The 21,544-nt window shown below is 44.4% G+C and carries 17 protein-coding genes; 5 read left to right on the forward strand and 12 right to left on the reverse strand.

The features are described 5' to 3' along the window. Positions 1–279: 279 nt before the first annotated feature. The gene (locus AB6E30_RS18150) at positions 280–1,041 is read right to left on the reverse strand and encodes a DUF3307 domain-containing protein (protein ID WP_372104743.1); all 762 of its coding nucleotides are present in this window, start codon (positions 1,039–1,041) and stop codon (positions 280–282) included. After that, positions 1,034–1,684, reverse strand: a complete 651-nt coding sequence (locus tag AB6E30_RS18155) for a hypothetical protein (protein WP_146448084.1) — start codon at positions 1,682–1,684, stop codon at positions 1,034–1,036. Before AB6E30_RS18155 ends, AB6E30_RS18150 begins: the two co-directional genes overlap by 8 nt. 872 nt (positions 1,685–2,556) lie before the next feature. Here AB6E30_RS18155 and ltrA point away from each other — a divergent pair. The 3 genes from ltrA to traI all read left to right on the forward strand — a co-directional run bounded on the left by ltrA (position 2,557) and on the right by traI (position 12,331). After that, positions 2,557–4,029, forward strand: a complete 1,473-nt coding sequence (ltrA, locus tag AB6E30_RS18160; RefSeq protein WP_372104746.1) for a group II intron reverse transcriptase/maturase — start codon at positions 2,557–2,559, stop codon at positions 4,027–4,029. Between the two features lie 294 nt (positions 4,030–4,323). After that, positions 4,324–6,363, forward strand: a complete 2,040-nt coding sequence (gene traD, locus AB6E30_RS18165; RefSeq protein WP_372104749.1) for a type IV conjugative transfer system coupling protein TraD — start codon at positions 4,324–4,326, stop codon at positions 6,361–6,363. A 187-nt stretch (positions 6,364–6,550) separates the two neighbouring features. Then, the gene (gene traI, locus AB6E30_RS18170) at positions 6,551–12,331 is read left to right on the forward strand and encodes a conjugative transfer relaxase/helicase TraI (RefSeq protein WP_372104752.1); all 5,781 of its coding nucleotides are present in this window, start codon (positions 6,551–6,553) and stop codon (positions 12,329–12,331) included. Positions 12,332–12,351: 20 nt separating this feature from the next. Here traI and AB6E30_RS18175 read toward each other — a convergent pair whose 3' ends face one another. The 8 genes from AB6E30_RS18175 to AB6E30_RS18210 form a co-directional block, all read right to left on the reverse strand. Continuing rightward, positions 12,352–12,711 carry a hypothetical protein gene (locus AB6E30_RS18175; protein WP_016800258.1) on the reverse strand — a complete coding sequence of 120 codons (360 nt, stop codon included), beginning with the start codon at positions 12,709–12,711 and terminating at the stop codon, positions 12,352–12,354. A 554-nt stretch (positions 12,712–13,265) separates the two neighbouring features. After that, on the reverse strand, positions 13,266–13,712 hold the full coding sequence (locus tag AB6E30_RS18180) for a lytic transglycosylase domain-containing protein (protein WP_102257485.1): 447 nt from the start codon (positions 13,710–13,712) through the stop codon (positions 13,266–13,268). 52 nt (positions 13,713–13,764) lie between these two features. Beyond that, complete coding sequence (locus AB6E30_RS18185; protein ID WP_016766862.1) at positions 13,765–14,100, reverse strand: hypothetical protein; 336 nt, start codon at positions 14,098–14,100, stop codon at positions 13,765–13,767. Between the two features lie 75 nt (positions 14,101–14,175). Beyond that, complete coding sequence (locus AB6E30_RS18190; RefSeq protein WP_017101067.1) at positions 14,176–14,562, reverse strand: hypothetical protein; 387 nt, start codon at positions 14,560–14,562, stop codon at positions 14,176–14,178. Positions 14,563–14,605: 43 nt separating this feature from the next. Beyond that, on the reverse strand, positions 14,606–14,989 hold the full coding sequence (locus AB6E30_RS18195; RefSeq protein WP_102495585.1) for a hypothetical protein: 384 nt from the start codon (positions 14,987–14,989) through the stop codon (positions 14,606–14,608). Between the two features lie 718 nt (positions 14,990–15,707). Further along, positions 15,708–15,992: a DUF1640 domain-containing protein gene (locus AB6E30_RS18200; RefSeq protein ID WP_102257729.1), complete on the reverse strand. Its 285-nt coding sequence runs from the start codon at positions 15,990–15,992 to the stop codon at positions 15,708–15,710. 99 nt (positions 15,993–16,091) lie between these two features. Next, positions 16,092–16,577 (reverse strand): DNA repair protein RadC, encoded by a 486-nt coding sequence (radC, locus tag AB6E30_RS18205; protein WP_372104755.1) that lies wholly within the window; start codon positions 16,575–16,577, stop codon positions 16,092–16,094. 51 nt (positions 16,578–16,628) lie between these two features. Continuing rightward, the gene (locus tag AB6E30_RS18210) at positions 16,629–17,060 is read right to left on the reverse strand and encodes a hypothetical protein (RefSeq protein ID WP_102421256.1); all 432 of its coding nucleotides are present in this window, start codon (positions 17,058–17,060) and stop codon (positions 16,629–16,631) included. Positions 17,061–18,186: 1,126 nt separating this feature from the next. Here AB6E30_RS18210 and AB6E30_RS18215 point away from each other — a divergent pair. Both AB6E30_RS18215 and AB6E30_RS18220 read left to right on the forward strand, forming a co-directional pair. Continuing rightward, positions 18,187–18,654 carry a diadenylate cyclase gene (locus AB6E30_RS18215; RefSeq protein WP_235612534.1) on the forward strand — a complete coding sequence of 156 codons (468 nt, stop codon included), beginning with the start codon at positions 18,187–18,189 and terminating at the stop codon, positions 18,652–18,654. Further along, positions 18,651–19,307: a hypothetical protein gene (locus tag AB6E30_RS18220; RefSeq protein ID WP_372104757.1), complete on the forward strand. Its 657-nt coding sequence runs from the start codon at positions 18,651–18,653 to the stop codon at positions 19,305–19,307. Before AB6E30_RS18215 ends, AB6E30_RS18220 begins: the two co-directional genes overlap by 4 nt. A 59-nt stretch (positions 19,308–19,366) precedes the next feature. Here the strand turns inward: AB6E30_RS18220 and AB6E30_RS18225 are convergent, their stop codons facing one another. Together AB6E30_RS18225 and AB6E30_RS18230 are read right to left on the reverse strand one after the other, a co-directional pair. After that, positions 19,367–19,822 (reverse strand): Mov34/MPN/PAD-1 family protein, encoded by a 456-nt coding sequence (locus tag AB6E30_RS18225; RefSeq protein ID WP_372104758.1) that lies wholly within the window; start codon positions 19,820–19,822, stop codon positions 19,367–19,369. Then, complete coding sequence (locus tag AB6E30_RS18230; protein ID WP_133152893.1) at positions 19,810–21,543, reverse strand: ThiF family adenylyltransferase; 1,734 nt, start codon at positions 21,541–21,543, stop codon at positions 19,810–19,812. The genes AB6E30_RS18225 and AB6E30_RS18230 overlap by 13 nt, the downstream gene beginning before the upstream one ends. Position 21,544: the final 1 nt, after the last annotated feature.

A 21,544-nucleotide genomic window follows, 5' to 3' on the forward strand; every position in this document is an offset into this window, starting at 1 on the left:
AACGATTGTTCTGGTTAAACTCTAGGAACGTGGCCAATATCAGTTGACCACTACAAAGATACCCACAACTGTTACGTGAATAGCAGGTAATGATTCTAGAATAGGTGAACTCATGTATACTCCTCATAGGCAATAAGGTTATTATATGAGCATCATCATCCTAAGTCGCTAAAAACTATTACTAGTGTTAACCAATAGAGGTTGCCATACATCTACTAATTTGTACTTGCCCGTAAAATTCGAGCTTATTTAGTCACAAACTGCCGAATACCTTTTGGGTCATTTAATTTCCACGTCCAAACCAAGTGATATTAAGGTACCTACCAGTGTTGTGAGCACCACCGATATCAATGAACCAATCAGCACATACTCAGTCATGCTTCGGTCGTCTGATTTATTCAACTCACCAAACCTAAATATTGACTTAGCCGCTAATACAAAACCCACCGCTGCATAGCTCCCCACAAGCGTAAAGGTCAGTATTAACACTCGCTCTAAGTAACCGATTAACTCACCACCTGCGATAAGACCACTAATACTAGTAGTATTTGTATCTTTATCTGATATTGGAAACTTACTTAAGACGCTGCCAATAACAATCGAAGTCGGCTTTAGAATTAGTAAGTAAGCAAAGAGCACCACAACACCATCTGAGAACTTCTCATCTTGTAGTACGGCATCGATCGTTACACCATCTGCCATGTGAAAGGCAATGGCTACTAGCACCGATACATGCAAAGTCTGGTCAATGATAAAATAGGAAAACTTACCACCATTTCGTGCTCTTACTTTCCACAAATCGATAATAAAATGACTTACCGCTACGATAACTACCAAGCAAGTTGTTGAGCGCCAATCAATACCTAACGCTATAGCAGGAACTAACAACGTGACGCCGTGTAATAGTGAGTGAAAGTACAGTTCAGTTGAACGGTAAGTGTATTTTTTCTTTGCTTCTACCCATTGGTTCGGCTGGAGGTAAAAATCACAGATGATGTGAATCATCAAGAACGGTATTAGAACATCAAAAAAATTAAACATACTTGAGTCCCGCCACTTGGTTTATGAATCGCCAATTTAGCTCACTGATTAGCGGCCAACCTGAAGCTTTAAGAGACTTACTGGCAGTGGCAGTAGCAATATCAAGCTTTTCTGCTAAATCACTAATAGACAAGCCTTCATTGGTTCGAAGCATCGGAAGCATAACTTCACATTGCCGCGAGGTTAATTCCGTTAGTTGTCTATCGAGGTACTTAAAGAGTAAGTCAAAGTGCTCAGTGAGTTCGAAACGGTCAGAGTTAAATAACAACCTGTCGCTTTTTAAGGCTTTTAGTCCACGCCCAGAAAGAACAAATGCTTCACCCATCGATTCAGAGACCAACTCACGCAAATCGGCATTAGAGGCAATAGCAAGGCTAATGCGACTATCAAACTCTTTGCCAAGCGCTTTAATGCCAATACGATAAATGATGGTATATCTCAGAGCATTTTCAATATCATGTACCACGGTCTGAAATTCATCACCGCGCTCAATGCTGTGCGCATTTGATGAATTTGCTTCGGTGATCTGTCTCTGAATGTCCTTGATTCGTTTAAGAAGTTGTTCAAACTGTTCAGATGTTAGCTTGGTTGAGTTGACAATATCGCCGCTGATCACTGCGATAGGTTTAGAGATAGGTTCCACATTAAAACTCCTTCTTTCATGTAGATACCAATTTAGCCGTTTATGGCTAACAATGCAAATTTAGCCATTTATGGCTAATAAATGAAAATTAGCCGTTAAGAGCTAAACGATTCATGAAGCTTGTCATTACATCAGTTTTACTGTCATCACTTTTACGAGTGAAGTTCGACTACTGTGGCAGTGACCCAATATGATCTGCACCATCAATAATGGATACTGAGCTAAGCGACTTTTCCATACTTGAAGTAATTCATCAAAGACTAATTTAGTAAAGTCACTGACTCACTTTTGTCCGTGCGACGTGAAGTCGCATGAAGCGCTGTTCACCGCGATAAGAGTGAACCGTTTGTATCACCAGACGACCCTAAGGCTCTGAATAAAGCAGCGAGCCTGACAATGTAACGAAGTTTGGCACTATGCTAAACGGGAGCAGAACCGTGAGGGGATGCTCCTCCTGATAACCACGAATTGGGTGAGTGCTAGGGAATCAGTATGATGAACGAAAGTGAATCCATGTAAGGTGCGTTATGTTTGAAGCAGCGGAAGTGGTTAATACGCTGTAGCCAAACGGCGAAGGGAGTAGGAAAGGGGTTGGACAATACTCTTTCGTGATCGACAGGCTCCCCGCACTATAGTGGGCATCTACCCTGATATTGCGCGACATGCGGAACACGGTAAGCCAGTATCGTTCCTTCGGGAAAGCTGTCTGTGAAGAGAGCCGATAGCGGTGCTGGTAAAGGAGGTTGGAAAAAGCGAAGGCTGCATTGTAATGATGCAGATACAGACGGATGTCTGACACGAAAGTGTGCCCACTTCCAACTGGTCTCCCATTGCAAGATGATTTGGAAAACTTTATTTAAGAAGGAACGCAGATGATCTCTTCTCATGAAGTGAGTGCCCCTTCTGGCAGCGCCCAATGGCGATCCATCGACTGGAAAGCGGTTGAGCGTCATGTGTTAAGGCTCCAGATGCGCATTGCAAAAGCAATCCGAGAAGGTAAACACGGTAAGGCGAAAGCACTACAGTGGATACTGACTCACTCGAAAGCAGCAAAGCTTCTTGCTGTTCGTCGAGTATCACAAAACAAAGGCAGTAAAATGCCAGGAATTGACGGCGACATCTGGAACACCGATGCACGTCGAATGGCGGCAGTCAGTTTACTGAGCAGAAAAGGCTATCGAGCCAAACCGCTCAGAAGGATCTATATCCCGAAGAAAAACGGCAAGCTCAGACCATTAGGTATCCCGTGCATGATAGACCGTGCGCAACAAGCGTTACACCTTCTAGCACTAGAACCAATATCTGAAACAATTGCCGACCCTAACAGCTATGGGTTTAGACCCAATCGAAGCGCAGCAGATGCAATACAACAGTGCTTCAAATGTCTATGTAAAAAGGGAGCAGCACAATGGGTTCTTGAGGGGGATATCAAAGCTTGTTTCGACAAGATAGGTCACCAATGGCTACTTGATAATATCCCGACAGACAAAAGGATGCTTAAGCAATGGCTGGAATGTGGCTATCTAGACAAAGGTCTCTTCTACAAAACGGCGGAGGGAACACCACAAGGCGGGATAATTTCACCTACCCTGATGTTGCTCACTCTTGTCGGACTAGAAAAGCTAACTAAGTCTATCGCTCGCAAGACAGGCAGCAGAGTAAACTTTATAGGTTATGCTGACGACTTTGTTATCACTGGCTCTTCAAAGGAAGTTCTTGTGAATGACATCAAGCCGCAACTGATGGCTTTCCTACAAGAAAGAGGTTTAACGCTTTCTGAAGAGAAAACGCACGTTACTCATATCAATGATGGTTTTGACTTTCTTGGCTTCAACGCCAGAAAGTACAAAGGGAAACTGCTCATTAAACCGAGCAAATCCAACGTATTATCATTCTTACGAAACATGCGTGACCTCATTAGAAAACACGCAACAATCCCAGTAGCCGATCTCATTAAGATGATAAACCCAAAGCTACGAGGATGGGCGAATTACTATCGCCATTGTGTTGCTAAACAAACCTTCGGCTATGTTGGTCATCAGATGTTTCTAGCGTTATGGCGATGGTCAGTTAGGCGTCACCCAAACAAGGGACGCAAGTGGATCGCACATAAGTATTTTCTGAACTTGCAAGGTCAATGGACTTTCCATGGCTGGTTCAAAAAGGCAGGAAAGTATGGCGTGATCAGGCTGTTTGACATCGCAAAGGTGCCAATTAAGCGACATGTTAAAATCATGAGTCAAGCGAATCCGTTTGATCCTTTTTGGGAAGGTTTTCTCAATGAACGTAAGGTGAAAAATACAGGTCGCAACTCATGGTTTGATCCTGTCGCCACTGCTTTGTGAGTTGCTGGGTAACAATAACGCCTTAGTGGAGGCTTGAGCCGTATGCAGTGAAAGTTGCACGTACGGTTCTTAGGAGGGCGGCATCTGGTAACAGGTGTCGCCTATCCGACAAAAACGTTTTGAAACTGGTCAATCTTAATGCGAGCACCAAACAATTCTGTCGTCCCTTAGCCTTGGCACTCGTAATACACCTCCTTTGTAACCTGTCACCTTATTCCTGATTTCATTCTACCGAACAAAAGCGCCTCACTCAGTGTGGGCGCTTTTTTGTTTTCCTTCACAAGGAGTTTTTCTATGTCTACGACTCGTGGTGGTCAAATCACTTTCCATAACATTCGAATGTGGTGGCAAGTGAACGTAACCACAATCAAGTACCTCAATATCTTCGCGGCCTTGCTCGGGCTTATCACTACTTACCTCCTCACCTCGGCCAGCACATTAACCGGTGCCTACTACTACAGTCTATTTTGGCTATTCAACAAATTAGGTTTTAGCCTAAAGCGCAACGTAGTGGTCGAATGGGAAGATCAACGCTACAGCAGCACCCTTGGCCAACAACTGCAAAACCCCATCTTGTCACAGTGCTACCAAGAATTGCTGCAAGCCCTGTTCATTGGCCTACTGGTCTCTGTGGCCACTTCCACCGTGCTGTTTGTGATTATCAACCACTGGTTTAAGAGAAAAGGGCAAGAGCAAAGCGAAGATAACCACATTCGCGGCTTTCAATTGGCTGAGCCTAAAGCCGTCACCGCAGAGCTGAAAAAGAAGAAAAAACTCTCTCCTTTTGCACTCGATGGTCACAAGCTTTTTGTTGATAGGTTTGAGGTCAAGCACTTAATGATTGACGGCACCACAGGCGCAGGTAAATCCGTTGCGATTCGCAAGTTATTGCGCTGGATACGGGCGCGAGGCGATAAAGCCATCATCTACGATAAAGGCTGCGATTTTGTCAGTAAATTCTATGACCCTCATAAAGACGTGATTTTAAATCCCTTCGATGAGCGTTGCGCTGCATGGGATATTTGGAGTGATGCCAAAGAAGCCCCTGACTTTGAATCGCTCGCGGCCGCGCTTATTCCGCAACACGGCGAAGGCGACCCGTTTTGGGTGGATTCCGCACGAACCATTTTCGCAGCAACCACCTATCAAATGATGATCGATGACAAACACAAATGTACCATTGAAAATTTGCTGTACATTATCTTAACGTCGGAGCTTTCCACGCTAGGTGAACACTTAAAAGACACCGAAGCTAGCTCCCTCGTCTCGAAAAGTATCGAGAAGACAGCTATCTCCATCAAATCGGTACTAGCGACTTACATTAAGTCATTACGTTACTTACATGGTTTGGATGAAAAAGACGCACAAGGCCACCATAAACGGGCGCCATTTTCGATCACAGATTGGGTGCAAGATGAATCCCAGCAAGGATTTTTATTCCTATCGAGTAACGCAAGACAACACACCGCACTCAGACCACTGATCTCGATGTGGCTTGCGATTGCCTCCAACGCCATTCTAGGAATGGAGCCCGATGACGACCGCCGAATTTGGGTGATCATCGATGAAATGCCTACGTTACATAAACTGCCTGAACTCACGCACATTATTTCTGAAGTGCGTAAATTTGGAGGATGTTATTTACTGGGTTTGCAATCTTACGCTCAATTAGAAACCACTTACGGGCGCAACGCGGCGAGAGTCATTTTTGATTTGCTCAACACGCGCTTTTTCTTCCGCGCCCCTTCAAAAGCGATGGCCACCATTTCCTCTGATGATCTTGGTGAGCAAGAAATCGATATCTCACGAGAAAATATTTCTTACGGGGCGAACGCACTGCGTGACGGTGTCTCACTTGGCCACCAAAACAAAACGCGTCCTGTGGTTTCTCCTGCCCAAATCCAAGGTTTGGATGATTTAGAGTGTTACTTACGCACCCCTAACTCCATGCTCATCACTAAGCTGCAACTGAAGTACGACCGCATGAGCAATCTCCAACCCTCCTTCATCAAACGCAACCTACCAGGCGGGAAAGCAATGGAGAGTATCGACCAAGCCTTGATTTTTCATGAGTTAATTGCTTTGCATGAACTCGATGAAACCCAAAGAAACCGATTACTCGCCATTCAGCAAAGTACCTATGAAAACGAAGAAGAGCAGCAGCAAACCAGAACCCATCAAAAACAAACCCTTGCCAAAGCACCGAAAAAGGAAAACCCGACCAATAACGCTGCCCAAAACCAACAGCTCGCTGAAAACACACAAAATGCACTACAGCGAGAAACCGAAGAGGCGTCCATGACACAAGCAGAAACGGGCGAGATGTACGATTAACCACACGAAATGAAACATCAAGGAACATTTAGAGACCGAACACAATCTTACCCTCCCCTGTAAAAACCCTTTACCACCCTTTCATTCACATCAACGCCGTCCGCTAACCCATTCGTACCACACCCAACTCACCGGCATTCCGCTGACGTGGCGGCTTTGCTGCGCCCCAAAAAAAGGAGAACACCTTATGATGTCCATTAGCCCTCTTAAATCCGCCTCTGGCGCCGCCAAGTATTACTTAAACGAAGAAAACACCCAAGAGACCCCTGACATTTCTCTCGAAAAAGACAGCAACGACAACTACTACCTCAAAGAAAACAGTACCAATGAAAACACCTTTTGGCATGGTCAGTTAGCCGAAGAAGCAGGCCTACTCGGTAAACCGGTTGACCAAAAAACGTTAGAGTCCGTTTTATCTGGACACCTAGGCCATGAAACCATCAAAGGCAAACGCGACGATCATAAATCGGGGTTTGACCTAACCTTTTCTGCGCCAAAATCGGTCAGTGTACTTGCTCTCGTCGGGGGTGACACACGTTTAATCGATGCGCATAACACGGCGGTCAAATTCGCGCTCTCGCAATTAGAAAAAGACGTAGCACAAGCCACGCACATCAATGACGAAGGCGCTCGTGAGTTCATCAATACCGAATCCATGGCCTTTGCGGTCGTGCGCCATAAAACCAGTCGTGAAAACGACCCACAACTCCATTCCCACGCTTTGACGGCAAACATGACGCGCGACAAAGAAGGGCAACTGCGTACACTCGCCTCTTCTCTCAAACAAAAAGGCGGCGTCATCAATGGAACAGGCGAGCGCATTTACCACTTCCAAAAGTACTACACCGCTCTTTACCAGAGTCAGCTTGCCAAAGAGAGCGAACAAATGGGTTATCAAATGCAAGGATTGGGTAACGGCCAATTTGAAGCCAAAGGCCTCCCTCAAATCCTCCTTGATACGTTTTCTACTCGCAAACAACAGCTCGACCAACAAGCCTTAGATTTTGGGGGGACGCAAGCGGCAAAAGATGTAGCCGCACTCGATACTCGCAAAGCCAAAACCTACGAAAGTGAGGCCGAGCTCAATACTCGCTGGCAACAAACGGTGTGCAACAAAGGCTATCAGCCCAAAGACTTGGTTAAAAACGCCCTCGGCATCGCTCAACAAGAGCATCACCCTGAACAAATCGCTAAAGACGCGTTTAGTCGCGCCGTTGAACACTTGGGGCAATACAACACGGCACTAAAACTGCAAAAGATCATAGAATTAGCCGCGGCCGAGTTTACCAAGGGCGGCGTACAAGCCAATGCAATCGACCTTAAAGTGGTCGCAGACCAATGGGTGAAAGACGGGGCGCTTCTCCCCCTTTCCATGAAAGGTCAATACACCACTCAAACCATGCTGAAAACCGAACAAGCGTTAATGGCGGCCAGCAAAGGGCGTACGCACCATATGCGTACTCCCGTCAATGACGCTACGTTAGATAAACTGACCCTCACTCAAGGCAACTGCCAAAAGGTGGCGGACATTTACCAGTCCACCAAACAGTTTCATGTGGTCAATGTGTTTGGCAACAGTGAGCAAATCGCGCAAAACCTATTGAACGTCGGCAACCATGTCGGTAAACGTGTCCACTTAGTGTCACAAAACGCCAAAGACAAACACCGTCATAGCCAAACCATCCAACGTGAAAGTCATACGGTCGCAGCCTGGGTAAAACACCGGTTTCAAGAAGAGCATCGTCACTCTGTCCATAGTTTGTTGCACTCCGACCTACCAATGACCAACAAAGATGTCCTTCTCGTCGACAGCGCCCACAAAATGAGCGCGAATGAGTTGATCGCTTTAAACGCAAAAGCTAAGGGATCGGGGAGCAAAGTCATCTTGCTGAACAACACGTCCAGTCGCCAAGGTTTTAAAGCCTATAACGCCATCGAGCTTTACCGCAAAGGCAACGTCGTCTCGCACTCTTGGGTAGACAGCAAACAGATAGACAGTAAGGTTGCCTTGCACGACAGTGATACGCGCACCCTCGCCAGAGCTTATACCTACTTATCAAACAAAGAAGACACACAAGTGCTGGCGACTTCTCACGTTGAACAACGACGATTGACGGACGCGATCCGGACCTCTCTACAGAACCAGGGTCAACTTGCCCGCAGCGGCATCACCTTGTTGACTCAGCAACCTCATTATTTGTCTAAACCCCAACAGGAGTTAGCGCAACACTACAAGCCGGGCATGACCCTTCGCCATTGGGAAGACGGAAAACCTCAAGAGTTAGTGGTTTCCACATCGGATAAGACAAACAATCGAGTCCATGTACTCAGCAAAACCGATGGACAAGAATACACCCTCGATCCCGCTTCCACCGGATTCAAAGCCCTCAACATGCAGGTCTTTAAACCTGAATCGTTGCAAGTTAACCAAGGTGAACGCCTCATAACCACCAGTAAGCACTTTCCATCTGGGTTGAACGCCAATGAACGTTACGTGGTCACAGGATTATCTAAAGAAACCCTGACGTTAACGGACACGCAAGGCGAATCGAAAACCATCCCCGCTGAAGCCCTGAAAGACGCACCACTAAAATACGACTATGTGCATTCCGCCAGTCATATCGAACCAAGGCCGCACACTCTTATTTCAGGCAAAACCTTTACGCTCTCCAAAGCGCTCTTCCATGATCTGACCGAGAAAAGCGCGCGCATCGATGTGTTTACCGACAACCCCGATAAAGCCCAGGCCGCGCTTGAGAAAAGCGAAGTGAAGCTTTCTGCCATCGAGCGAGTGATGCACACTCAAAGCGTCAACGACCGCTACCTGACTGACACCACCGCCATCACCGTCAAAAGCGACATCCAGCAAGCCCTCACTCTCTTAAACAAAGAGCAAAATTCACCACTGCAAGAGAAAGCGTTGAACTTTGCCCTGAGTCATCTTTCTGAAAAAGAAGCGGCGTTTACACAAAAAGAGTTAGTCGTCGAAGCGATCCGTTACGCTTTTGAAGAGGCCAATCAACCGATAATCAAAGATCAAATTGAAACAGAGCTCGCCAAGCGCAGTGACACCCTCTCTGCCGAATACAGCGACGGCACACGCTGGACCACCCAAGCGGCGCTCGATACCGAAAAGCACATCTTGCGGAACATTGAGCAAGGGAAAAATCAACACAAGCCGTTTGCCACCCACAGACAAGTCAGAGATTATCTCGATGCACAGCCTCGCCTTACCCAAGGGCAAAAGGACGGCATCACCCTTATCTCAACGACCAAAGACAGTTTTGTGGCCGTGCAAGGTTTAGCGGGCACCGGTAAATCCACCCTACTCGAATCCAACATTGAATTGATTCAACACGCTAGCCAAGCCAGTAAACACTCACCTTCACAAATCATAGGTATTGCACCAACGCACGCCGCCGTCAGCGAACTGGAAAGCAAAGGGATACAAGCGCAAACGCTGGAAAGCTTACTGACCGACCTAAGACGTGGCATCACCTTACCAGAGGACTACAAAAACACGCTGTTCTTCCTCGATGAAAGCTCCATGGTCAGCAACCAACAAGCCAAAGAGCTCACCGACCTTGTATTACAAAGCGGCTCCAAAGCCACCTTACTTGGGGATAAAGAGCAGCTGCTTTCTCTTAATGCCGGTAAACCGTTTGAATTGAGCATGAGACAAGGACTCATCGATACGGCTTTTATGACCGACATCATTCGTCAGAAGAATGAAATACTGCTTGGTGCCGTACACAACATTGTGGATAAGCAGCCACACAGCGCCCTCGATAAACTCTCTCAGCAAAGCCCTGATACACTCGGTAGCACGCAACATATTATCTCCACCCTCGATGAGAGTGCGAAAGACCAAAGCAAAGCACAGCTTATTGCCACCGAAAAGCTGCCTTACGCTGTAGCACAGGACTACCTTGCCCGTACGCCCGAAACGCGAGAAAACACGCTTATCATTGCTTACACGAATAATGAGCGTGACCACATCACTGAGCACATTCGTGTCGGACTGATGAAAACACAAGAGATAGGCCAAGAGAACATCATCACCACCCGATTGCGCTCTACAGGTGAGAGCAAAGAAGAGTTAGCCACCATGATGCCTTATCAGAAAGGGCTCATTTTAAGCACCAAGCAAGGAGAGTACGACATCATTACCCACATTGATTCGGAGCACGGAGTGGTGACACTTCAAGACGTGAATACAGGTAAGACAAAACCGTTTTTGCCACGTAACAAAGACCACAAATACACGTCACTCTTCGCTCAATCAGAAAAGCCGCTTTCAACAGGTGATAAAATCATGACCCGCTTTACCGACAAAGCGCGAGGCATTAAAGCCAATGTGGAATACACCATCAGCCGTGCCACCAAGGAAGAAATCACCGCGCTTTCGAAAGAAGGGCAAACGTTAAACCTCAATCCAAACCAACTCAAAGATGGGCATTGGGATTACGCTTACACCAGAACTGCGGACATGGCGCAAGGAGCGCCGTATCAGTACGTCATTACCACTCTCAAAGGCAAAGGCGCACTGACGAACTTAAGACGCGCTTACATCGATTTGAGCCGAGCGAGCACTCATGTCAAACTTTTTACCGATAACCCAAAACAGATGATGAAGAGCTGGTTATCAAAAGAGGTCAATAAACACAGTGCCATTGAAACCATCGAAAACATTGCACCACACAGTACCCCTTACTTTAATGACAAAGCTCTGCCTCATGAAGACGTACGTTATCAAAATAGAAACGGAGATTTTGACTACAACCAATTTAAAGAACACATCAACCAAGCGCTCCCTAAATACACCGAAAGCTTAGCCATCAACCTATTGGGACAACCGAACCCATCTAAATCAGACCGTGACTATTTAACCTTTGGTATCGGTAAATCGGCTCTAAAAGTGTCATTAACGGGGGAATATCGAGGGTATTTTAAAGACTATACCACCGGTGAAAAAGGCTCATTAATCAATTTGATGATGAGTCATAAGGAAATAAATTATAAGGAGGCAATGAAAGAAGCCCACAACATCCTTAATGATCCTAATAAATACCAACTCACCGCCAACCCTAAACATGAACAATTACTGACTACTACGCCAAAACACATGGCACAATTTGAAGAGAGAGCGAAAGAATATATACAAACCAGTCAGCCACTCACAGGCACATTAGCCGAAACTTACCTCAATAAATTAGGTATTGAACACCCTAAGAGTGACCATGTTCATTTTCATCAAGCAGTGTACTCCTCGGAGGACCAGACATTTCACTCGGCAATGATAACTAACATTCACGATAAAAAAGGAGAAACAAAAGCGATTGAAGTGACTTATTTAGACGGGCAAGGAAATAAAGATCCGGCACTCGACATCAACCCACGGATATTAGGCACGAAATCCAAACAAATAACGCGATTCCATCAAGGCAGTGATTTGCACACCACCATCATCAGTACCTCAATCGAGAATGCTTTTATTATTAATCAAGCGCATCAAGGCCAATACGACATTATCAATGTCAATCATAAGAATGACATTCAGAATATCTCCACCGATGAACTCAGACAGAACATTGTGATTGTACTGAGTCAAGGAAATACTGATTTAAATCCCAACAACGTTGAAAAAATCATGGCCAACTTTTCAGGGAGAAATATTCAGTTTGTTTCACCTGACGATATGCTTGAGGAAATTAAACAGGGTATTGAACAATACCATCAACAAACGCATCAACAAAAAGAGGAATTCGACACACCCACTCAAGACCATGATTCATTAACCAACGAGCCGGACACTGATATTAATCAACACACAAAAGAAATCAAAGATAAAGAGCTTGAACACTTCGACAGCAAAGAACCCTCCCCTCAAAAAACGTTTGATTTTAATCAGGAGCGTGACAACAACAATGACCAAGATAATAAACTAGATAGAGAGTTAGAGCGGTAGAAAAAGGGGTGTCCAATGGACTACCCTTTTTTTTTGCCTGCCAGAAACTCATCGACTTTATTATCGATATCAGATTTCACCTGTTGCCTAAAGGGTTTGGATTCTTTTTGTTGTCGGAATAATTTTTCACCATCAAAGGTTTGTCCATGAACCACATCAGTGATCGCAGATGAGCCACGAACGACACGATAAATCTCTTCCATCAACGCACGGTTCGATGGACTATCATCCTCACTGTCATTGAGTTTGATGCGCAGTGCCAACATCAAAAGTTGGCGTGTGGCCTCTGCATCACTTAATGCTTCCTTATCCCTAAACGTCTTAAAATCTTGCGCTAACTTTCCACGTAAAGAACTTTGTAGCGGATAAGAACGTGTCATATTGCCCTCCTCAATCCCAATTAAAAGCATTGTTATTCAAATGAAATTTCAATCAATTAATTTTATAAAAGACCCTTCAAGCATTGTCAATAAAGGGCTCAATCAACATTCAATGATTTCCAATTAAAGGACCTTGAAAACGCTCTCATCGCTTTACCTATAAGGGATCAATTAATAATCATTGAAAAAATATATTTATCCATTGAAATTTAATCGGCTAATTAGTGTAATTTCTGAAAATTTTTCCACGTTACTTTAAGCGACTATTATATCTTTAACTTTTTGTTTTTATTATCTTTATGTTTTTCACAGACAACCATTTGCATTGATTTCAATGCGCCGTAGGGTGTGGTCACCAACTCAACTAACCAACAACTCAGAACGAATGATCTGAGTTCCTTAATCAAAGCGACGGGAAAAACTGACAGCGAAAGACAAAAGCCGACCAGGTGGCGAATGAATCTGACGAACGAGGGATGCGGGGGATCTGGAAATTGAAGGAAGAAAGCGAGAGGAAAAGCTAAAGACCTTGCACCGTTATGGTGCAAGGTCTTTTATTTAACGTTAGGATTAAAATAAACCGATTGGACTTTTTGGATGTATATTTTTCTGGCGTTCTCGGTGCGTTTGGAAAAACCCGCATTATACGCGCCGACACTGTTCCAGTTATAACCATGACTAGAAAAGTTAGAACTTAATACCCATGCGCCAAGATGAACATTAAAGCAAGGATTATAGATATTTGTTTCATTCACATTAAATTCGGATAGTCGATCAAACCAATGGGAATTAATTTGCATCAATCCAAAATCACGGCTGATGACTTGACCGGATTGGTTTTTATTTTCATTGTACGCGTTCGGCTTTAGGCTACTTTCTACCGTGGCGATGGATTTTAAAAGCTGTGGATCGACATTATAAAATCGCCCTGCCTCATCAAAGCAAAAAGCCCAACTGAAACACGGCGATAACAACGAAAGATAAAGTAATGGTTTCATCATAAAAAAGAGCCCTAATAATAGGACTCTCATTTTATGCCATCCCATTGAGATATCAATATTCACAAGGTAATAAAATTGTGGTCACGCTGCGGTCACGTTCAGTTATTATCCAAACCGATTGATCACAAATCGTATAATTCGATATCACTCTCTCGCCTGTTTTGGTTGCTTCGTCATTGGTGATTTTATCTTCAATGCAAGTCTCTCCCCAATCTCCACTTTGGTGACGCTGCAAATAAATCGACAAGTTAGCACCGACATTATTATCTAATAACTGCTCAATACCTTGCGTATAGACCACTTTACCCAACGAAAACGGAACGGCCGTACAAACGTAACATTTTGCTTTCGTTTCTTCTCTATCTTGTGTAGCATTCAGAATGTTCATTAAATCTAACTCCGATGTAATTGAACATGCCTTGATATTTGAGACAGCAAATATCAAGGCGCTTTATTTTCACGCTTAATAAACGTCTTCCGTTTTACGAATATGATTAAACACTTCATGAATTTCATCGTAAGTGATGCCATACCCTTCGAGCTTTTCCACACAGTCACAAATATCATTGGTGTAGAAACACTCATGATTAAATAACTCACGACGAATGATCGCTTTTTTTCCGTTCTCTTTGATATCTTCGGCGATCCCTTCTTGAGCGATAGAATCTAAACGAGTCATTAATTGCTTGGCATTATCAACTGGGCAAATTAACCCCATACCTAGCGACGCATATTTCACGCCCTCTTTTTTTTCATCATCGAACTGTTGATTAGAAAAAGCAAAGAACGCCCCTGCCTCATTAAAAGCCTGAGTTTGTTTGTCTTGAATATAGTGTGAGAGATATTTCATCTTTTAAGTCTCCATTTTATAATTAAGGGGATGATCCACTCTTTTATGTTTCGATGTATTGATGGTTGTTTGTCACCCATCCTATGACTACAGCACGACTATTCAGCCCTACCTTATTTGTTTCAGTAATCACATGACCTCTCGCGATGCCTTGCCCCCAGTACGGCTTATTGAGTTCTGTTTCTGGGAACAAAACCGTCAGTTCTAGCCAAACACTGGAATGCCTGGCTCTTGCTTTTACATGAGCGGCAATCACGACAATATTTTCCACAGATATTGATCCTGATAGGACAACATCACGACTTAGCCCTACTGGGTGCACGCCCAAAGAGATATCATTTTTTGGTGAGCTTTCGTGGCCAGCGGCGAAACGCTGGTCGCTGAAATTCGATTTAGAGAGAGTTGGGGTTGATTGTCGTTGTGCCATGAGGAGTTTCCTTTCTGTTTGAGTATCACTTTTATGGAGCCGCTTGGCTGTCCCTACCTCAAACATGGTTCTTCTCTGCAGGGGCGCGAAGCGTTCATTTACCCTTGCAGAGAAGGTTCTGATTGAGGAGGGTTAACAGCCTGCGAGCCCCATCAAATGATGCGAGTCGAAAGGGAAATCGGCACATAAGACAGAAAGCCCTTACTCGAACTTAATTGAAATCAGTGAAAGGTAACGAGGAGGCACGACGAGGCGCAGCTACGCAGTAGCGCAGGCGTTCAGGATTGCAGCGATATCCTTTTAGATAGGGGCTGTAGAGAGGCACAGCCTGGGGCGGCACGCAGTGACTCACCAGGGTGATGCCACTCTTAGGCCATAGATGAAAGATACAAGCGAAAAGCCTTGCCCGAAGGGTAACGCCCAACTCAAGCCGTTACCACAACGCAGCACTTAAAATCAGCCTTAAACCGTCATAATAAAAAAGCCGCCTATCAAGCCTTATAAGGCAAGAATCAACAAAACGACACCATGACAAAGCAATATAATTAAACATAGAGCAAATGGGCGTACTGTGGTACTGAGAGCCGTTTTGACGACCGCTTGCGGTCGAGCCTTTGGCTCAACCTCTTTTAGCGCAGAAACCCAAGCGTACACAGCAATCACGAGGTAAAAAAAATGCCTCTAGGATAAGAGGCATTTCAGAAAACATATTTGTACATTAAGCGGTGATATGACTGCCAACCCAAAACGCGGCACCGGCTACCGTCGCAATCATCGCAAAGGCAGTAGCAATAATGAGGTTTTTAAGGGAACTCACTTCATTACGAACCCCCAGGACCTCATTCCGTACCCCTTGAATATCAGATTTCAGCTCATTACGAACCGCTTCGATCTTCTGATCGAGTTCTTTCCGCGTATCATTTAACTGCTCTTGAGTGGCAGCATGAGCGGTTAGGTTGATCAGCTCTTCAACGCTTAATGTAACTTTGCTTGATTCAGACATAATAGAAACCTTATTTAATTGTCTTTAGTTTACTGCATTACGTTACCGAAGTCATTCACGCCAGAATAGGCGTGAATGAGAGACATTTTTCACTAATGGTTATATCCAATCACGCTCCGCAAACGACACCACATCTTCAAAAGACACCACAAAGTGATCGAGTACTCGAATATCAACCAAGGCTAACGCATCGGTCAGTCGTCGAGTAATACGTCGATCGGCTTGACTGGGTGTAGCATCACCGCTGGGATGGTTATGATAAAAAATGACTGCACTTGCGTTTGTGGCCAGTGACTCTTTGACCACTTCACGCGGGTAAACGGAGGCGGCGTCAATGGTGCCGTTAAACATCTCTTTAGTGCGTAAAACTCGATGCTGACTATCAAGAAAGATCACCCCAAACACTTCGCTTTCATTGGAAGCGAGTGAAGTCTGACAAAATGATTTCACCAATTCAGGGGAATTGAGTGGCGTCTGCTCTGACACAAACAACTTAGATTTTAAAATGCTCGCGGCATGGTTCAAGATATTTTTTTCTTCGACAGAGAAAAGGCTGTGATTAGAGTAGTTAGCAAGTATAGACATAATAGATCCCTTTTAATATTTAAAGTCGTGATGGGCTGCGCTCAGTCCGTGTTATTGGCCATACAAGCTAGTCAGAAGGTCTTTCGCTCTCGCTTGATGCTTAGCGGTCGTTTCAACGTTTCTCTCTTCTTTTTTCGCGTAGGCGTAATCTTCTCGCATCTGTTTTACCGTCGCCACTCGGTCACATACGCTAATGCTCACCCCTTTTCCTTTCTGGCTTTCCTCCAAGATCAAAGAGTCGGTATAACCAAACTCCTTAAGTAAAATCTCATGCACTTTGACCGCTCGAACGCTCGAATTAAAGTCCGTTGAATTCACCCAGATAAGTCCTTTTGAAACCGTCGCTGAAACAGTCGAACGAACTGCACGTTCAACGACCCAACAGGAGATATCATTTTTTGGTGAGCTTTCGTGCCCAGCGGCGAAACGCTGGTCGCTGAACATCGGTTTAGAGAGAGTTGGGCTTGAGTGTCGTTGTGCCATGAGGAGTTTCCTTTCTGTTTGAGTATCACTTTATGGAGCCGCTTGGCTGCCCCTACCTCAAACAGGGTTCTTCTCTGCAGGGGCGCGAAGCGTTCATTCACCCTTGCAGAGAAGGTTCTGATTTAGGAGGGTCAACAGTCTGCGAGCCCCATCAAATGATGCGAGTCGAAAGGAAAACCGGCACATAAGGCAACAAGCCCTTACTCGAACTTAATGGATGTCAGTGAAAGGAGTGAGAAGGTACGACGAACGGCAACGAGGAAGAATGACGAGGCGCTGGCGTTCAGGATTGCAGCGATATCCTTTTAGATAGGGACTGTAGAGAGGCACATTCTGAGGCGGCACGCAGTGACTCATCAGGGTGATGCCACTCTTAGGCCATAGGTGAAAGATACAAGCAAAAAGCCTTGCCCAAAGGGTAACGCCCAAGTCCACCATAGTTTTTAAGGTAGTGAATTGCTAAATAAAAAAAAAAGGGGGGGGATCCCCGCAATTATCACAAAAATAAGACGTTCAAAATGCCAACAATACTCAGCCTTACATTTAAGGTGAAGAATTACTGATAGACCAACAAACATATAAAACTCAAATAAATCCTCAGTTTATATATTAACTGTGAAACGCCTCAGATGTGAGGCGTTTTTGCTCTTAAAAACGACAAAGTCGCTTGGTGAGAACAGCGATTAGAGCATTTTCTTCAAATGATAATTGTCCAAAACCTTCACAGGCTGAATTTTTACCCGTGGTACATTCTACCTCAGAAATGCCCCATTCCTTGCCAGCGGCACTCAGCGTCACAATTCACAGTGAGGTTATTTGGCCTACTTTTGCTAATGTCATCACGTCTGCTTGAATGGCCTATGTGTATAATAACCCACGGGAATGAACATGTAAGTCACCCGTTATTTGGAAGTGACCACCTTTAAGTGAGAGTGTCTATTGATTTGTAAAAGTATCGGGGGTTTTATTCTGTCAATTCTTTCGGGGACTGTTATGAAAATGAGGTTAGATACTTTACGCATATGGTGCGTTGCTTCTGATAATTAAGCTTTGGTATGCTCAATGCCAGTAATTATGTTTGAGTGATGTTAAGTTTTTGAGTTGTAATGTTTTTGGGTGTTTTAAGGTGGGTGGATTAGAGTTGATAGATGAAACAGGGATTTTTTTAAATGTAGTTATCGACAAAGTAAATAAAGGTCTACCGATTGGATTCACTGGGTTAGGTATTATATTAATAGATGAAGAAATAGGGTCGCTGCCAGTTTCTCCTCTCTTAAGTGAAATTGGCTTCCAAAGCAAACTATCAGATGCTAAAAAAATCGTGGATTTTTTATTTTCAATATCCAACGTCACTGATGAAAGGCATGATGGGTTTCATATCGTTAGTCAAAAGAAGGGGCTATCAAAAATATCGCAGTACTTTAGTCCAACAATCCCCCAAGACTTCAATGGGACTGTGTTTGATGTAGGAGCAAGGTATAGAACTGCCCAATATGGGTCGCTATATGAAAACGTTACATCTGTTATTGTTGTTAGTCAAAAGGGGCAGATTTCGGTTGCTAAAGATGGGTGTGTGGAGTTGATAGTCGAATGAATCAAACAGAAGTGAAATTATTTTCGGCGGGATCAATTTTGATAGGTGCTACTTTTTGGGTTGTTCCTTTTTTTTTAAACGGGTTTGAAGTTTTATCCTTTGATAGCCTTAAGTATCTCAATCTGGGAGTTACTATGGCAGGATTGTTTTGGTTTTTCTATTTTAAATGGGCTTGGAAGTGGAGCTTCCTTAGAAAGATTCTATATCGTCCCAATCTAAATGGAACATGGCTTGGTGAGTTTGAGTCTGATTGGACAAATGAGTTAGGAGAAGTAAATCCACCCAAAAGATTTGTTCTCGTCATTCGGCAGCATTGGTTTACGATATCTGTACGAGCATTTACGCCATTACAAAAAACAGAGTCATATGTTGAAACTCTAATGATAGATGATAATAAAGGAGCCAAGCTTCTTGCCTATCTTTTCTCTGAAAAGCGTGCTGGAGCAGGAGAGCACGGCCCGAGACAAGGGGCTGCAGAGTTGGATTTAGTGGAGGCTTCAGCTAAGAAAATACTGGAAGGCCATTTTTGGACTCAAGCTGGTACGCGTGGTTACATACGCGTAAAACAAATCTCTGATAGTGTTCATATGGATTCTTTCGAGCAAGCAGAAAGTAAATGGCCAGATAACGATCACTGGAAATCGGTCCAATAGCGTAGGGACAAGCCTTGCTCTAGACTAGCTCTATATGAAGTCGAACAGTGGACTGTTTCCTATAGTGATATATAAACTAACTTGTTAGCTCGCCAGAGGGCTAACCAGTCACTCTGGATACCCAGTATTACAACAAGCATTGGAGAGCCAGTTAGCACCCGTTGCCACTCAATTATATCCAACCCTGAAGGCTGTGGTGTATGTTGAGGGTGTGTGTGCCAATCACCAATGTATGACTGAGATCCAGATGACCGCTTCCAGTAGTCCAGAGCGAAGTCTTGATGACTATGGTCACGGCGACCAAAGAAGCATTTACGCTGAATGTCTTTATTCCCAGGGGTAGATACATCAACAATTCTAAGATCGCTCCCCCGGTACTCACCAATGATTATTCCCCCTGATTCCACAGAATCTGACGCATATTGACGATAATGGGCCAGCTTACTGAAAACACCTGCTTCAATTAAGACCCGAGTTCCATCTTCTGCAAGCAGCACCTTTTCTACATCCCACATGCAGGGCAATCCTCTCTCTTTTTTATCCGCTTATCTTTTATGTTAGTTGCTTTGTCAGTGATCCGTCGTATGAGGAGTTTGGGAGATCGTTCACTTCGGCTGTTGAGTAATTCCAGGGTTAATCCAGCTGCGCTCATACTAGCCTCATTGCCGAACGGCAATACGTTCTCACCACAGGCCTTACGAAAGCTTTGAGTGGCTTCCTCTATATCAGATGATTTAAGACCAGGGTATATCTCCGTTTTACTTCCATTGCTTTCATAAACGAATTGACAGGCATAGCAAGCGGAATTTGAGTCATCATTCAGAAGGGCTTTGGCTACATGCCCAAAGGCGGTTATCCAGCTATGTACTAAAGATATTCGGTTGCCATTTGAGCGATGCTGATTCACAGCTTTCGCTAACTGAAGAGAAAAGGCATGATCACCTGTGGCATCTATCAGTATATCAAATTCATTAAAATTTTCGTTAGCAAAGAAGCGTCGGCGAGGGATAGTTTCGAGTTGAGGAAAACTCTCTTTTAATTGATGACAAAGTGCTTCGGCTTTATTTTCGCCATAGTAAGGGATTCCCAGCACATGTCTCGTGGTGTTCCCCGGCTTGAAGGTATCATCATCGAACAAGCTAAACTGAAACTTGCTCCCAGCCCCTAGGCTTGCTAATGACTTGGTGAGGTGCCCACCAATTGTCCCACAACCTATAAGAGCTACTCGTTTTGAGCTAAGTGGTAGTGTAGGTGTTCGTGAATTCCTGGCTGTTAAAAAATCGTGGTATGCCGGAATTGCCTTAATTCGGCTCACTTTACTCCTAGAGTTGAGCAGACGTTCTTTTAACTTATCCCTAGATTGTTTGCCTCTAGCTCGCTTTCGCTTGGGCCCATAGTACTTTCGGATACACTTTTGATCTTCGAGTAGTAGCTGATATTCAAAACCAAAAGCATAGTCTTCAAATCCCAAGGTTATTACTACTTTTCTGCTTGTGCTCCCTTTGCCCAAAGGTAACTGAGAAATTTTCTCAAATAGCTGTTCCAGCAAAAACTCTCCTTCTGTACCTTCAAAGATCCACCTTTTAAACTCTGCTGTTGACTCTGGGGGCCAAGAACGAGTGAATGGAACAAAAGGAGCGTGTGTCATTTCTAGGTAAACCACATCACCTATATAATCAATGTCCCCCTTTGTGTTGCGTAGCTCGCTCCACTGCTCGGCAACTTCATCAGAGTGACAAATAAGGTATTCAGCAGCAGTGTCTCCAGTGATAGGGCTTATCCTGTTATATCGGTACAGTGTAAGGTCATTATGCTGACGCGGATCCGAGATTAAGTAGTACTCCTTACCTGTCCAGTACACAAAGAACTCATTGTAAAAGTCTTTATTAAAGTCACCAGATTCCCATAGTTCGATGATTTCTTCGAGCTTAGTAATCCATGTTGCAACTAGTGAACGAGGATTCATTGGATCGAGTATAGAAGTATCAGAGAGCAAACAGCAACGATATCCATTGAACCACAGTAAATGAGGAAGCTTCCTCCCTTGAAGCCGCTTAGGGATCTCTAATAAGTAAGGAAATTGAACATGGTGCAGATAGTTGGGGTACACTTTAAACTGCACCACGTAGTGGCCAAAAGGCCTATTATAAGTCTTGGTAAAGCAGCGGGCTTCTTGATCGAAAGAGGGGGTAAAAGTATACCCCCGGAAGTTAAACTCTTCAAAGACCTCTAGCACT

The organism is Vibrio sp. 10N.247.311.12, from assembly GCF_041467515.1.
In the GTDB taxonomy this organism is placed as follows: domain Bacteria; phylum Pseudomonadota; class Gammaproteobacteria; order Enterobacterales; family Vibrionaceae; genus Vibrio; species Vibrio crassostreae_C.

Coding starts and splice junctions, on each gene's coding strand:
- AB6E30_RS18150 (WP_372104743.1), bottom strand. CDS start 1,041: ATGTTTAATTTTTTTGATGTTCTAATACCGTTCTTGATGATTCACATC.
- radC (WP_372104755.1), bottom strand. CDS start 16,577: ATGTCTATACTTGCTAACTACTCTAATCACAGCCTTTTCTCTGTCGAA.
- AB6E30_RS18185 (WP_016766862.1), bottom strand. CDS start 14,100: ATGAACATTCTGAATGCTACACAAGATAGAGAAGAAACGAAAGCAAAA.
- AB6E30_RS18200 (WP_102257729.1), bottom strand. CDS start 15,992: ATGTCTGAATCAAGCAAAGTTACATTAAGCGTTGAAGAGCTGATCAAC.
- traI (WP_372104752.1), top strand. CDS start 6,551: ATGATGTCCATTAGCCCTCTTAAATCCGCCTCTGGCGCCGCCAAGTAT.
- AB6E30_RS18180 (WP_102257485.1), bottom strand. CDS start 13,712: ATGATGAAACCATTACTTTATCTTTCGTTGTTATCGCCGTGTTTCAGT.
- AB6E30_RS18220 (WP_372104757.1), top strand. CDS start 18,651: ATGAATCAAACAGAAGTGAAATTATTTTCGGCGGGATCAATTTTGATA.
- AB6E30_RS18190 (WP_017101067.1), bottom strand. CDS start 14,562: ATGAAATATCTCTCACACTATATTCAAGACAAACAAACTCAGGCTTTT.
- AB6E30_RS18175 (WP_016800258.1), bottom strand. CDS start 12,711: ATGACACGTTCTTATCCGCTACAAAGTTCTTTACGTGGAAAGTTAGCG.
- traD (WP_372104749.1), top strand. CDS start 4,324: ATGTCTACGACTCGTGGTGGTCAAATCACTTTCCATAACATTCGAATG.
- ltrA (WP_372104746.1), top strand. CDS start 2,557: ATGATCTCTTCTCATGAAGTGAGTGCCCCTTCTGGCAGCGCCCAATGG.
- AB6E30_RS18210 (WP_102421256.1), bottom strand. CDS start 17,060: ATGGCACAACGACACTCAAGCCCAACTCTCTCTAAACCGATGTTCAGC.
- AB6E30_RS18195 (WP_102495585.1), bottom strand. CDS start 14,989: ATGGCACAACGACAATCAACCCCAACTCTCTCTAAATCGAATTTCAGC.
- AB6E30_RS18225 (WP_372104758.1), bottom strand. CDS start 19,822: ATGTGGGATGTAGAAAAGGTGCTGCTTGCAGAAGATGGAACTCGGGTC.